This window comes from Kribbella sp. NPDC051620 (assembly GCF_044453825.1).
In the GTDB taxonomy this organism is placed as follows: Bacteria; Actinomycetota; Actinomycetes; order Propionibacteriales; family Kribbellaceae; genus Kribbella.
Genome location: NZ_JBITDB010000005.1, coordinates 104,191 through 117,729 on the forward strand (window position 1 = coordinate 104,191; position 13,539 = coordinate 117,729).

A 13,539-nucleotide genomic window follows, 5' to 3' on the forward strand; every position below is an offset into this window, starting at 1 on the left:
GCACCCTTCCAGGGCTAGCGTCCAGACCCATGCGGAAGAAACTCGTGGTCCTGCTCGGCGCGGCGGCGATTGTTGCCGCGGCAACAGGTGTCTCCGTGGCACGCCCTTCAGACGCGGCGCCACTGGCTGGGGAGAACTACGGCCAGTACTCACTCATGTTCGAAAAGTCCGCCGGCCAGTACTGGGCAGGCGGCACTGCCGCGGGCCAATGGGCCTGGACCCCCTTGAGCGCGACCACCTCGGACATCTCCTGGGGCGACCCCAAGGCGTGGCCGCCCAAGTCCGCCGAACACTTCATCCGCTCCGGCGACTGGCTCCTCCTAGACGGCTACAACGACGGCGCCGGCCGCCCCCTCACCCAGATCCAACGAGTAACCACCGAGAAAATCGGCCCCGCCACCTGCACCGGCATGCAACCGCTGCCATCCGCCGGCGGCCGCCAGCACTACGTCCGATGGACCATCCCCACCACCGGCTACTGCCTCGACGCCGTCGGCACCATCAAACCCCCCAACAACTCCACCACAGTCAACTTCCGCCACCTCCAAAAGTGGCTCCCCCCACACCCCTGCTCCAACGCCTACTTCACCGGCCAGACCTGCATCACCCAGTTCGAACAATGGTGGGACGACAACCACCACGCCTACTCCCTACAGCTCTCCCGCACCCTGGAACTAGCCCGAGGCAAAGGTCCAGCCTTCACCAACCACACCACAGTCCCCGTCCCTTGGAACGCCGAAGCCAGGTACTACTGGCACTACTGATCGGACCCAACCAGAAGGTTGTGGATCGCGTCGCGACCACCGGCGCCGTCTGGAGCGCCAGCCCATCAAACACCCCACCAGCCACCCGGACACGCCAAGCCAGACCTCACCGACCAGGCGATTGATGGCCTGGCGATCCGACCATGTCCCAGCAACCTCGCCTCGATCGGGCGGAATCCTCAGCCTCCTGCCCGACCGCCTTGGCAGGAGGCTGAGGTCCTGAGACCGCTGGACGCGACAGGGCGGAGCCAGCTAATTTCCCGGCGACGCCAGACGGTCGCCCATCGGTACGCGCGCAGCGCATCTCGCGCGTCAGCGCATCTCGCGCGTCAGCGTGCACTCAAAGACGGGGTGGGCGGGAGCGTCCCGGAATTGGAGCGACGGAGGAGCGGAAGTGGAGGGCGCGTGGGGAGTACTCGAGCGGCCGGGGGACCCGGCCGCTCGACTACAACTACTTCTTGACCGTCTTGTTGTACTGGTCGATTTGGGGCTTGATGGAGTCGGCGGCGTCCTTCATCGCCTTGGCGGGGTCGGTGCCTAGTACTGACTTTTCGAGGCCGTCTTCGGCGGCTTTGCGGGCTTGGGGCATTACGCCGAGGATGCAGCCCGACGAGGCGTTCGAGGGCTTGGTGTTGTGGAGTTGGGTGATGGCGGTGGTGAACTGCGGGTACTGCGCCACCCAGGCCTTGTCGGCCGGAAGGTCGAGGGCCTTGGAGTTGATCGGGAAGTAGCCGGTGCCGGTGTGCCAGGCGGCCTGCTGCTCCGGGGACGACGCGAACTTCACGAACTCCCAGGATGCGCGCTTCTCCGCGTCCGAGTGGCCGACACCGTCGACCCACAACGACGCGCCGCCGATGATCGGGCCGCCGGTGCTGTCGGCCGACAGCTTCGGGAAGGGCGCCGTCAGGACGGTGAACTTGCCCTTGGCCGCGTCCAGGTAGCCGCGCAGTGAGCCGGTCGACTCCAGGTGCATCGCGGACGTACCGGACTTGAAGACGGCCTGGGCGTCGTCGGTCTTCTTGCCCGTGTTCGGCATCAGGCCTTGCTTGACCATCTGCTGGTACCAGGTCGCGACCTTCACGCCTTCGGCGTCGGCGAAGTTCACCTGCGTCGCCAGGTCCTTGCGGCCGTTGTCATTGTCGCAGTACTGCGTGCCCGACTGCGCGATCAGCTGCTCAAGGAACCAGCCGTAGATCGCTGCGTTGAAGCCGTACTGGACCGTCTTGCCACCCTGCTTGACGGTGAGCTTCTTGGCCGCTTCCATGATCTCGTCGAGGTTGGTCGGCGGCTTCAGCGGGTCGAGGCCGGCCTTCACGAAGGCTTCCTTGTTGATGTACAGCAACGGCATCGAGGTGTTGAACGGCATCGAGTTGAGCTTGCCGTCGATCGAGTAGTAGTTCGCGATGTTCGGCTCGATCGAGCTGAGCGAGTAGCCGTCCTTGTCGGCGAAGCTCTGCGTCGGCACGGTCTGCTTGGAGTCGATCATGAACCGCGAGCCGATGTCGTAGATCTGCACCACCGACGGCGTGCTGCCCTGCTGGACGGACGTCTTGTACTTCGTGATCGTGTCGTCGTAGTCGCCCTGGTACACCGCGGTGACCTCGATCTTGCCGGCGTTGGCCGCGTTGAAGGCCTTCACCAGCTTGTCGACGGCCTCGCCGTTGGCGCCCTTCATGCCGTGCCAGAACGTCACCTTGGTGACGCCGGACGCCTTGTCCAGCGCGTCCGCGCCGGGAGCCTCCTGGGCACCGCTGGAGGAGCCGGAGTCGGAGGAGCTGCCGCCGCAACCGGTCGCCACCAGGGCGAGCACCGCGAGCAGGGAGAAAGCGGCCGCCGTACGCCGTTGTCGGACAGATCGCATCGCACTTGCCTTTCTTGTCATCGGATCGCGCCCGCGGTCAGGCCGCGGACGATGAAGCGCTGGCCGAAGATCACGATGGCCAGGGTGGGAAGGATGGACAGGGTGACTCCGGCCAGGATCAGCCCGGGATCGGCCGCCTCGGCGTCGTTGAGTTGACTGATGCCGATCTGCAACGTGCGCCGTGAGGCCGAGTCGCCGATCAGCAGCGGCCAGAAGAACTGGTTCCAGGCGGCCAGGAAGACGTACAGCCCGACCGCCATCAGCGCCGGTTTGTTCAGCGGGATCAGGATCCGGCGCATGAACCGCCAGTGCCCGCAGCCGTCGATGGTGGCCGCGTCGCGCAGTTCGGTCGGGAACTGCAGGAACGACTGCCGCAGCAGGAACACCCCGAACGCGTTCGCCAGGAACGGCAGTACCAGGGCCAGCATCGTTCCGGCGTACGACGCGGTAAGCCGCTCGCCGCCGATCGACCAGCCGGTGATGGTCAGGTAGTTCGGCAGCACGATCGACTCCCACGGCACCATCAGGGTGCCGAGGAACAGCCCGAACAGGACGGTCCGGCCCCACATCTTCATGAAGACGAACGCGTACGCCGCGAGCACGCTGGTGACGAGCTGGGCCACCGTGATGATCGAGGTCTGCAGGATCGAGTTCAGGTACTGCCGGCCGATCGGCGTACCGGACGAGCCGGCGCCCTTGTAGTTGCCGGTGAACAGCCCGTGCGGGAACAGGTCCGGCGGGTACGACGAGATCTGGCCGGGCGACATGATCGAGCCGGCGATCACGTAGTACACCGGGAAGATCACCGCGAGCGCGGCCACGATCAGGACGGCGTAGGTGATCACCCGGCCGACGGTCAGTTGCCTCACTTGTAGTGCACCCGCCTCTCGAGTACGCCGAACTGGATCGCGGTGCACGCCAGCAGGATCACCAAGAGCACGATCGCCTGCGCCGACGCGGCGCCGAAATCGCTGGCGTTGTTGGCGAAAGCGGTGTGGTAGATCGAGTAGACGAGCGTCTTGGTCGACTGCTCGGGGCCGCCCTCAGGAGTGAGGATCTTGATCTGCCCGAACCCCTGCAGCGACTGGATCGTCGAGATCACCACCAGGAAGAACAGCTGCGGGCCGAGCATCGGCACAGTGATGAACCGGGCCGCCCGCCAGCCGCCGGCGCCGTCCAGCGTGGCCGCCTCGTTGATCTCGGTGGGAATCGCGCCGATCCCCGCCGACAGTACGAGCACGTTGTAGCCGATGCTCATCCACACGGTCGTGATCGCGACGCTGACCAGCGCCCACGACGGGTCGGTCAGCCAGCCGATCCGGTCGACCCCGAACTTGCCGAGGATGCCGTTGGCCAGCCCGATCGCCGGGTTGTAGATGGTCGCGAAGATCACCGACGCGCTGGCCACCGAGAACGCGAACGGCAGCGCGAAGGCGGTCCGGAAGATCCGGATCCCCTTGATGTGCTGTTCGAGCAGCAGCACGATCGCGAGCCCACCCAGTACGCCGGGTATCACCGTCAGCAGCACGAACGCGAAGGTGACCCACAGGATGTGGCGGAACTCGGAGCTGCCGAGCATGTCCCGGTAGTGCTGCAGCCCGACGTAGGCGTCCGGCCGGCCGAACAGGTCGGACCCGTGCAGCGACAGCGAGACGGACTTGCCGAGCGGCCAGACGATGAACAGGGCGAAGATCACCACACACGGCAACAGCAGCAGCCAGGACGCCAGCGAAGCCGGTGTCGGCCGGCGGCCGGGGCGGGCCATCATGGATTTCGTAGTCAAGCGAATACCTCCAGTCACGCGCAGTCTTGCACTCGCCCAGGCCGCGCAAAACAAGCACACGCGTAAGTGCACTAGGCTCGTGGCTCGTGAAGGTTCTAGTAATCGGCTCTGGCGGCCGTGAACATGCACTCGTCTGGGCGCTGAGCCGGGATCCCGAGGTCGAGCAGGTGGTCGCGGCCCCGGGTAACCCTGGCATCGACGCCTTGCAGCCGGCGTACGACGGGCAAACGATCGTCTGCCGTCCGGTGGACATCTCGGACCACGATGCGGTCGTCGCGCTGGCCACCGAGCTGGGTTCCGACCTGGTCGTCGTCGGGCCTGAGGCGCCGCTGGTCGCCGGGCTGGCCGATCCGCTGCGCGCGGCCGGGATCGCCGTCTTCGGACCGTCGAAGGACGCGGCCCAGATCGAGGGATCGAAGGCTTTCGCCAAGGACGTGATGGCCGCGGCGAGCGTGCCGACCGGCCGGGCCTACGTCTGTACGACGCCGGAGCAGGCCGCCGAGGCGATCGATGCCTTCGGCCCCCCGTACGTGGTCAAGGACGACGCGCTTGCCGCCGGCAAGGGTGTCGTGGTCACGTCCGACCGCGCCGAGGCGCTCGAGCACGCGGCCGGTTGCGACCAGGTGCTGATCGAGGAGTTCCTCGACGGACCCGAGGTCTCGCTGTTCGCGATCACCGACGGCGTCACCGTACTGCCGATGCAGCCGGCCCAGGACTTCAAACGCCTTGCGGACAACGACGAAGGCCCCAACACCGGCGGCATGGGCGCGTACACCCCGTTGCCCTGGGCACCGGAGGGCCTGGTCGAGGAGATCACCGACAAGGTGCTCCAGCCGACGATCGACGAGCTCCGTCGTCGCGGCACCCCGTTCAGCGGACTCCTGTACGCCGGACTCGCGCTGACGTCTCGTGGCGTCCGGGTGATCGAGTTCAACGCCCGCTTCGGCGACCCGGAGACGCAGGCCCTGCTCCCGTTGCTGCAGACCCCGCTCGGCGGACTCCTGTACGCCGCTGCGACCGGCAAGCTGGCCGACGTCGAGTCGCTGCGCTGGAAGTCGGGTGCCTCGGTGGCGGTCGTCGTCGCGGCCAAGAAGTATCCGGCCAAGCCCCGCAGCGGTGACGTGATCAGCGGCATCGACCAGGCCGAGGCCGGTGGCGTCCGTGTCTTCCACGCCGGTACGACGATCGAGAACGGCGAGGTGGTCACCGCCGGCGGCCGGGTCCTCGCGGTCAGCGCTACCGGCAAGGATCTCGACGAGGCCCGCCAGCGCGCTTACGCGGGCGTCGGCCAGATCCTGATCAAGGGTTCGCAGCACCGTACCGACATCGCCCTCAAGGCGGCCCGCGGCGAGATCCAGCTCGAGCCGGTCAGCTAGTCAAGTACCGGGCGAGTCCGTCGAGGATCAGGTCGAGACCGAAGCCGAACTCGTCGCCGAAGGTGTAGCCGGGCTGGAGGACGTGATCCACCGCCAGCTCGGTCAGGTGCGGATACTGCCCTGAGCTGAACTGCTCCATCATCGCCCCGGCCACCTCGGCAGCGCCCTCGGAGCCCTCGAACGGCAACGACGCCTCCTGTACCGCGAAGCCGTACACGAACGCGTCGAGCAAGGCATAGGCGTGCGCCGTCATCGCCACCGAGAACCCGGCCGCGCGCAACGTCCCCACGTTCGCGTCGTGATGCCGCAATGTCGCCGGACCCGGGCTGGTCCGCGACTCCATCAACGCGATCGCCCACGGATGCCGCCGCAACACCGCCCGGGCCGAGTGCGCCCGCTTGCTGATCTCCGCCCGCCAGTCACCACCGGGCGTCGGCAGGTCGATCTCGCTGAAGACCAGGTCGACGATCCCGTCGAGGATCTCGTTCTTGTTCGCGACGTAGTAGTAGACCGACATCGGCTTCACATCGAGCTGCGTCGCCAGCGACCGGATCGTCAGCCCGCCCAGTCCGCCGCCGTCGGCGACTGCCACGGCTGCTCGCAGTACCCGCTCGCGGCTGAGTTGAGGGCGCTCCGCGGTCCCTTGTGAACGTGGCATCGACTGGACGATAGCAGTTTCGTACTAAGTACGCTACGCTCGCCGTACTTAGTACGAAACCAAGGGTGGGGAAGAAGATGGCGAAGATGCGCGCAGTCGTACGGGACAGCTACGGCACGGCCGAGGTCCTCCGGGTTGCCGAGGTCCCTCGGCCCGTGCCGAAGGCGGGGGAGGTGCTGGTGCAGGTCGAGGCCGCGGGGCTCGACCGGGGCGCCTGGCACTTGATGACCGGCAAGCCGTACCTTCTCCGCCTCGTCTTCGGCGTGCGCCGGCCGAGGAACCCCGTACTCGGGCGGGAGCTCGCAGGTCGCGTCGTCGCCCTCGGCGAAGGGGTGACCAAGTTCGCCGAGGGCGACGAAGTGTTCGGCATCGGCGAGGGAAGCTTCGCCCAGTACGCCGTCGCGCGCATCGACAAGTTGGCCGTCAAGCCGGCCGCGCTGAGCTTCACCGAAGCCGCGGTGCTCGGGATCTCCGCTAGTACTGCGCTGCAAGCACTCCGTGCGGGCAAGGTCCAAGCCGGCCAGAAGGTGCTGATCACGGGCGCATCCGGTGGCGTCGGCTCGTATGCGGTCCAGCTCGCCAAGGCCTTCGGCGCCGAGGTCACCGGCACAGCCAGTACTCCGAAACTCGCGCTGGTGCGGAAGCTCGGGGCCGATCATGTCCTCGACTACACCCAGGAGGACTTCGCGGACGGCGCCCACCACTACGACCTGATCATCGACCTGGCGGGCACCCCGTCGCTGAAGCGGCTGCGCCGGGCACTCGCCAGGACCGGGACGGTTGTCATCGCGGGCGGCGAGGGCGGTGATCCCATCTCGGGCGGGACCGATCGGCAGCTCCGGGCGCAACTCCTGTCCCTGTTCGTCCGGCAACGGCTGACCGGCCTGCTGGCGAAAGAGAACGCGGCGGATCTCGAGGTTCTCGCGGAGCTGGTCGAAGCGGGCAAGGTGCTGCCGAGCATCGACAGCGTGGTGCCGCTGGAGGGAGTGCAGCAGGCTCTCGTCGATCTCGCCGACGGCATGGTCAGCGGCAAGCTCGCGGTCGCCGTTACTGATCTCCGGAGAGAAGCCAGCTAAAGAAAGTTTTTACCAGAGACAACTTTTCGGGCCTCCCAGGACATGTACTGGGTATGCCGACAATGCTGGCCGTGGAAGAGGTCGCCCCGAGCGATTCCCACCCGGCCGTTCCACCGCCCCCCGCCGGCCCCACCCCACGCGAGCCCCTCGACGAGCACTTCCGCTGGCTCTGGCGCTGAGCTGTGGACGGCGGAATCGGCGTACGGGGCGGTCTGGGAGAGAATGGGGTACGTGCCGACTACTGGTAAGCCCCGGATCCCGAACGTTCTTGCTGCGCGTTACGCCAGCCCGTCGATGGCGGAGCTGTGGTCACCGGAGCACAAGATCGTCCTGGAGCGGCAGCTGTGGCTGGCCGTGCTCGGGGCGCAGAAGGAGTTCGGCGTCGACGTGCCGGACGGGGTGATCGAGGACTACCGCAGGGTGATCGACCAGGTCGACCTGGAGTCGATCGCGGCGCGGGAGCGGGTCACCCGGCACGACGTGAAGGCGCGGATCGAGGAGTTCAACGCGCTCGCCGGGCACGAGCACGTGCACAAGGGCATGACGAGCCGGGACCTGACCGAGAACGTCGAGCAACTGCAGATCCGGGCCGGCCTCGAGCTGGTCCGCGATCGCGCGGTGGCGACCGTCGTACAGCTCGGCCAGAAGGCGGCCGACCACGCGGCGCTGGTGATGACCGGCCGCTCGCACAACGTCGCGGCCCAGGCGACGACGCTCGGCAAGCGGTTCGCCTCGGCGGCCGACGAGCTGCTGGTCGCGATCGCCCGGCTCGAGGACCTGATCGATCGGTACCCGCTGCGCGGCATCAAGGGCCCGGTAGGTACTTCGCAGGACATGCTCGACCTGTTCAACGGCCAGGAGAAGCTGCTCGCCGGACTGGAGTCGGAGGTCGCCCAGCACCTGGGCTTCCGCCGGGTGCTGACCAGCGTTGGCCAGGTCTACCCGCGATCGCTCGACTACGACGTCGTCTCGGCGCTCGTCCAGCTCGCCGCGGGGCCGTCCAGCCTGGCGACGACGATCCGGCTGATGGCCGGGCACGAGCTCGTCACCGAGGGCTTCAAGGAGGGCCAGGTCGGGTCGTCTGCCATGCCGCACAAGATGAACACGCGGTCGTGTGAGCGGGTCAACGGGCTGGCCGTCATCCTGCGCGGGTACGCGTCGATGACCGGCGAGCTGGCCGGCAACCAGTGGAACGAGGGCGACGTCTTCTGCTCCGTCGTACGCCGGGTCGCCCTGCCCGACGCGTTCTTCGCGCTGGACGGGTTGTTCGAGACGTTCCTGACGGTGCTGGACGAATTCGGGGTGTACCCGGCGGTCGTGGCCCGTGAGCTGGAGCGGTACCTGCCCTTCCTCACCACCACGAAGGTGCTGATGGCCGCCGTCAAGAACGGGGTCGGCCGGGAGACCGCGCACGAGGTGATCAAGGAGCACGCCGTCGCGATGGCGCTCGACCTGCGCAAGGGGACTCCGGCGAACGACCTGTTCCACCGGCTCGGTGCGGACGGCCGGCTCGGGCTGACCGAGGAGCAGATCGTCGGCATCGTCGGCGAGCCGCTGTCCTTCACCGGAGCGGCTGTCGCCCAGGTCAACTCGGTCGTCGCCACCATCGACGCACTGGCCAAGCGCTACCCCGAAGCCGCCGCCTATACGCCGGGTGACATCCTCTAGTCCGTGTACGAACCGCTCACCTGGGTCCTGGTGGCCCTGTCCTTTGCCGCGACGATCTTCGCGCTGTCGGTGGCCGGGCTGGATCGCCGGATCAACTGGCCGTTGCTCGGCCTGACCGGCGTGGTCGAGGTCTTGCTGCTGGGCCAGTTGGTGGTGGGGATCGTCCAGCTCGTCGGCACGGATCGCGATGTGTCCGTGCCGTTCTTCGTCGGTTATCTGATCGGCTCGCTGCTGATTCTCCCGATCGGCGCGCTGTGGGCGCTGGCCGAGAGTAGTCGCTGGGGTGCGGGCGCGTTGGCGATCGCATGCATCGTGATCCCGGTGCTCGAGTTGCGGCTGCATGATCTGTGGGCGGTCTGACGTGGCGGACGCATCGGCGACCCGGCACGGTCCGGGCCGCATCCTGATCGCCGTCTACGGTCTCTTCGCGTTGTCGGCGACGGGGCGGGCCGTCGTACAGATCGCCACCCAGTTCTCCGACGCCCCGGTCGCCTACGTGCTCTCAGCCGTTGCCGCCGTCATCTACTGCGCCGCCACCTTCGCGTTGGCCAAGGCAACCATCGTCTCCCGCAAGGTCGCCACGGTGGCGATCGTGATCGAGCTGATCGGAGTCGTCGGCATCGGCGCCTTCAGCTACACCACTCCCGAGGACTTCCCCGACGCCACCGTCTGGTCCCATTTCGGCCAGGGCTACGGCTACGTCCCGCTGGTCCTGCCCATCCTCGGGCTGCTCTGGCTGCGTCGTACCGCTCGCGGCTGACTCTGCCAGGGAACTCCCAGCAGGGCGCAGGGAGTGGCTAAGGTTCACCGGACAGCATCGGTGACATGCAGACATCAGGTCATCCTCGGGTCGAGATCGTCGTACCCGTTCGCAATGAGGAGTACGACCTCGGTCCCAATATCCGGCGGCTGCGCGCGTTCCTGGACAGTGCGTTCCCGTTTCCGGCCGAGGTCTGCATCGCCGACAACGGCAGTACCGACGCAACCTGGGAGATCGGGGCGCTGCTGGCGACCGAGCTGCCGGGGGTCCGGATCGTCCGGATCGAGGAGCCGGGTCGCGGTCGTGCGCTGAAGCAGGTGTGGTCGTCCAGTACGGCGGAAGTCCTTGCCTACATGGACGTCGACCTCTCGACCAATCTCAACGCATTGCTTCCGCTGGTGGCGCCGCTGCTCGCGGGGCACAGTGACGTGGCGATCGGGTCGCGGCTGGCGCGCGGGTCGCGGGTGGTTCGGCGACCCAAGCGGGAGGCGATCTCGCGCGGGTACAATCTGTTGCTACGGGCAACTTTAGGTACTCGGTTCTCGGACGCGCAGTGCGGGTTCAAGGCGATCCGCCGCGACGTCGCCGTCGAGCTGCTGCCGCTGGTGGAGGACACGAGCTGGTTCTTCGACACAGAGCTGCTGGTACTTGCCGAGCGGGCCGGTTTGCGGATCCACGAAGTACCGGTCGACTGGGTCGACGATCTGGACTCGCGGGTCGCGATCGCCAAGACCGTCCTCGAGGATCTGCGCGGGATTGCCCGGCTGAGCAGGAACCTCGGCCGGACCCCGTTGGAGCCGGTGCGGCAGGCCTTCGGTCGCCCACCGGTCGCCGATCCACGGACGGCGCTGGCTGCCCGCGTACTGCGCTTCGCCGGGGTCAGCGTGGTCAGTACGCTCGCGTACATCCTTCTGTACTTGGCCTTACGGCACGCGATGCCGGCCCAGGTGGCGAACGTGCTCGCCCTGCTGATCACCGCCGTCGGCAACACCGCCCTCAACCGCCGCGTCACGTTCGGCGTACGGGGTGTGGAGAACCGCACGAAGCACCAACTGCGCGGACTCGTCACGTTCGGCATCGGCTGGGCGCTGACCGCTTCCGCGCTGTGGCTGTTGCACACGGCGGTCGCAGTACCGGCGCACGGCGTCGAGATCGTCGTTCTGACGGCCGCCAACCTGGCAGCGACGGTGGTCCGCTTCAGCCTCTTCCAGGGTTGGGTCTTCGACGACGAGGCGCCCACCTTCCCCACTCTCGAACCCCCGGCGGTTCTCGACAGCACCCGGAGCAATTGATGAGCACCCTGACCGAACCGACGACAGCGGCGCCGTCGCGCGCCTCCGAACGCGGCCGATCGGAGGCGCGCGTCACGGCGTACTCGATCAGCCGCGACAAGGCGCTGTTCGGCGGGCTGCTGGTACTGACTGCGATCGCGTACCTGTGGGGCCTTTCGAAGAACGGCTACGCGAACGAGTTCTACGCGGCCGCCGTGCAGGCGGGCTCGACGAGCTGGAAGGCCTGGTTCTTCGGGGCGTTCGACTCGTCCAGCTTCATCACCGTGGACAAGCCACCGGCGTCGCTGTGGGTGATGGGACTGTCCGGGCGGATCTTCGGGTTCGGTGTCTGGAGCATGCTCATCCCGCAAGCGCTGATGGGTGTGGCGAGCGTTGGGTTCGTCTATGTCTCGGTACGCCGCTGGTTCTCGGCCAATGCCGGGTTGCTCGCGGGTGCCGTGCTGGCGCTGACGCCGGTGGCGGTGCTGATGTTCCGGTTCAACAACCCGGACGCGTTGCTGATTCTGCTGCTGGTGATGGGCGCTTGGGCGGTGACCCGGGCGATCGACTCATCGAGGTATGCGTGGCGGTGGATGGCGCTGGCCGGCGCGCTGGTCGGCTTCGGGTTCCTGACGAAGATGCTTCAGGCATTTCTGGTGCTGCCGGCGTTCGGGCTGGCGTATCTGATCGCGGGCAAGCCGGCGCTCGGGAAGCGGTTGGTGCACAGCCTGGTCGCGCTCGGTGCACTGATCGTCAGCGCGGGCTGGTGGATCGCGATCGTGGAGTTGATCCCGGCGTCGGCGCGGCCGTACATCGGTGGGTCGTCTACCAACAGCATTCTGGAGTTGACCCTTGGCTACAACGGGCTCGGTCGGCTGACGGGTAATGAGACCGGGTCGGTCGGTGGTGGAGTCGGCAACCCTGGATGGGGTGGCGCGACCGGGGTGCAGCGGTTGTTCGGTGGTGAGTTCGCGAGTCAGATCTCTTGGTTGCTGCCGGCTGCTTTGCTCTCGATGGTCGTACTGATTGTTGCTGCCGGCAAGTCTGCGCGGACTGACAGAACTCGGGCCTTCGCGGTTCTGTGGGGCGGCTGGCTGGTGGTGACCGGGCTGGTGTTCAGCTTCATGCAGGGGATCATCCACAGCTACTACATGATCGCGCTGGCGCCGGCCATCGGTGCGCTGGTTGGCGCGGCGGCGATGGTGTTGTGGCGACGGCGTGGTGAGTGGCTGGCGCGGGCGGCGCTGGCGGGTGGTGCGTTGCTGACCGCCGGGTGGAGCTTCTCGCTGCTGAACGCGACGCCGACATGGCAGCCGTGGTTGCGGTGGACGGTGTTGATCATCGGCGTGATGGCTGCTGGGTTGGTGCTGGTACTGCCGGAGTTGACGCTGCATCGGGCGGCGGTACGGCGTACTGGGTTGTTCGCGGCGACGCTGCTCGCGTTGACGGCGCTGGCTGGGCCGGCGGCGTACTCGGTACAGACGATCAGCACCGCACACGCCGGCGCACTCCCTTCTGCCGGACCAGCCGGTGCCGCTGGTGGCCGGGCTGGCTTCGGCGGCGGCCGGATGGGAATGCCGCCCGGCCAGGCCGGCCAGGGCACCACTGGTCAAGGCGCTCCTGGGCAGGGCGCGACGGGGCAGGCTGCGCCGACTGGGCCTGGTCGAGGTGGCGGTGGGCTAGGTGGCTTCCTTGGTGGTGGCGGGATCAGTGGAGTGTCCAGTGAACTGGTCTCGCTGTTGCAGCAGGGTGCCAGCGGATACACATGGGCGGCTGCGGCGGTCACCTCGAATGCAGCGGCTCCGCTGCAGATCGCGGCCGAGGTCCCGATCATGTCGATCGGCGGCTTCAACGGAACCGATCCGGCGCCGTCGCTGACCGAGTTCCAGCAGTTGGTTGCCCAGGGCAAGGTCCACTACTTCGTCGGCAGCTCCGGCGGCGGTTTCGGCGGCGGGCGCGGTGGCACCTCGAGCGAGATCAGTACGTGGGTAGCCCAGAACTACACCGCCCAGACCGTAGGCACCACCACCGTCTACGACCTCACCAGCAACTGAACGGGAGCAAGCAAATGCCAGAAACAACCAACCCCAACAGCCCGGTCCCTTCCTGGGTGGCAGGCTCCGTCCACCCCGGCGGCGCAGCCCCCCAGCCGCCAGCTGGCCCAGCGGGTCCGCGCGGACCGGAAGTGCAGGGTCCGGGTGGACCGGGGCTGCAGGGTCCGGGCAGGCCGGGTTCGGGTGGGCCGGGGCTGCAGGGTCCGGGGGTGCCGGGGGATGGGCAGGGCGGTGTTGCGCCGGAGCAGGTGCAGGCGAAGGCCGGTGG

General features: G+C 67.5%; 12 protein-coding genes. 8 read left to right on the top strand and 4 right to left on the bottom strand.

Features of this window, described 5'->3' with window-relative positions; translation table 11 throughout:
- The first annotated feature begins 29 nt into the window (after positions 1 to 29).
- Positions 30 to 764: a hypothetical protein gene (locus ACIA12_RS25030; RefSeq protein ID WP_396369508.1), complete on the top strand. Its 735-nt coding sequence runs from the start codon at positions 30 to 32 to the stop codon at positions 762 to 764.
- A 451-nt stretch (positions 765 to 1,215) separates the two neighbouring features.
- Here the strand turns inward: ACIA12_RS25030 and ACIA12_RS25035 are convergent, their stop codons facing one another.
- Genes ACIA12_RS25035 through ACIA12_RS25045 form a run of 3 tightly spaced genes read right to left on the bottom strand, consistent with a single transcriptional unit; the run spans position 1,216 to position 4,408 of the window.
- Entirely contained in the window at positions 1,216 to 2,625 is a 1,410-nt protein-coding gene (locus ACIA12_RS25035; RefSeq protein ID WP_396369509.1) for an ABC transporter substrate-binding protein, read from the bottom strand.
- 17 nt (positions 2,626 to 2,642) lie between these two features.
- The gene (locus ACIA12_RS25040) at positions 2,643 to 3,494 is read right to left on the bottom strand and encodes a carbohydrate ABC transporter permease (protein WP_396369510.1); all 852 of its coding nucleotides are present in this window, start codon (positions 3,492 to 3,494) and stop codon (positions 2,643 to 2,645) included.
- On the bottom strand, positions 3,491 to 4,408 hold the full coding sequence (locus tag ACIA12_RS25045; RefSeq protein ID WP_396369511.1) for a carbohydrate ABC transporter permease: 918 nt from the start codon (positions 4,406 to 4,408) through the stop codon (positions 3,491 to 3,493). Before ACIA12_RS25045 ends, ACIA12_RS25040 begins: the two co-directional genes overlap by 4 nt.
- Before the next feature lie 86 nt (positions 4,409 to 4,494).
- On the opposite strand from ACIA12_RS25045, the gene purD reads away from it, so the two are divergent.
- The gene (gene purD / locus ACIA12_RS25050) at positions 4,495 to 5,784 is read left to right on the top strand and encodes a phosphoribosylamine--glycine ligase (RefSeq protein WP_396369512.1); all 1,290 of its coding nucleotides are present in this window, start codon (positions 4,495 to 4,497) and stop codon (positions 5,782 to 5,784) included.
- Here the strand turns inward: purD and ACIA12_RS25055 are convergent.
- Positions 5,777 to 6,442 carry a TetR/AcrR family transcriptional regulator gene (locus ACIA12_RS25055; RefSeq protein ID WP_396369513.1) on the bottom strand — a complete coding sequence of 222 codons (666 nt, stop codon included), beginning with the start codon at positions 6,440 to 6,442 and terminating at the stop codon, positions 5,777 to 5,779. The two genes, purD and ACIA12_RS25055, sit on opposite strands and share 8 nt — an antisense overlap.
- A gap of 77 nt (positions 6,443 to 6,519) precedes the next feature.
- On the opposite strand from ACIA12_RS25055, the gene ACIA12_RS25060 reads away from it, so the two are divergent.
- The 6 genes from ACIA12_RS25060 (at position 6,520) to ACIA12_RS25085 (ending at position 13,271) form a co-directional block, all read left to right on the top strand.
- A complete protein-coding gene (locus tag ACIA12_RS25060) occupies positions 6,520 to 7,518 on the top strand; it encodes an NAD(P)-dependent alcohol dehydrogenase (protein ID WP_396369514.1) in 999 nt (332 codons plus the stop codon).
- A 222-nt stretch (positions 7,519 to 7,740) separates the two neighbouring features.
- Positions 7,741 to 9,186, top strand: coding sequence for an adenylosuccinate lyase (gene purB / locus ACIA12_RS25065; RefSeq protein ID WP_396369515.1), 1,446 nt, complete (start codon positions 7,741 to 7,743; stop codon positions 9,184 to 9,186).
- 3 nt (positions 9,187 to 9,189) lie between these two features.
- Positions 9,190 to 9,546 (top strand): hypothetical protein, encoded by a 357-nt coding sequence (locus tag ACIA12_RS25070; protein ID WP_396369516.1) that lies wholly within the window; start codon positions 9,190 to 9,192, stop codon positions 9,544 to 9,546.
- 1 nt (position 9,547) lies between these two features.
- Positions 9,548 to 9,946 carry a hypothetical protein gene (locus ACIA12_RS25075; protein WP_396369517.1) on the top strand — a complete coding sequence of 133 codons (399 nt, stop codon included), beginning with the start codon at positions 9,548 to 9,550 and terminating at the stop codon, positions 9,944 to 9,946.
- A gap of 65 nt (positions 9,947 to 10,011) precedes the next feature.
- A complete protein-coding gene (locus ACIA12_RS25080) occupies positions 10,012 to 11,238 on the top strand; it encodes a glycosyltransferase (protein ID WP_396369518.1) in 1,227 nt (408 codons plus the stop codon).
- Positions 11,238 to 13,271, top strand: a complete 2,034-nt coding sequence (locus ACIA12_RS25085; protein WP_396369519.1) for an ArnT family glycosyltransferase — start codon at positions 11,238 to 11,240, stop codon at positions 13,269 to 13,271. Before ACIA12_RS25080 ends, ACIA12_RS25085 begins: the two co-directional genes overlap by 1 nt.
- The last annotated feature ends 268 nt before the right edge of the window (positions 13,272 to 13,539 follow it).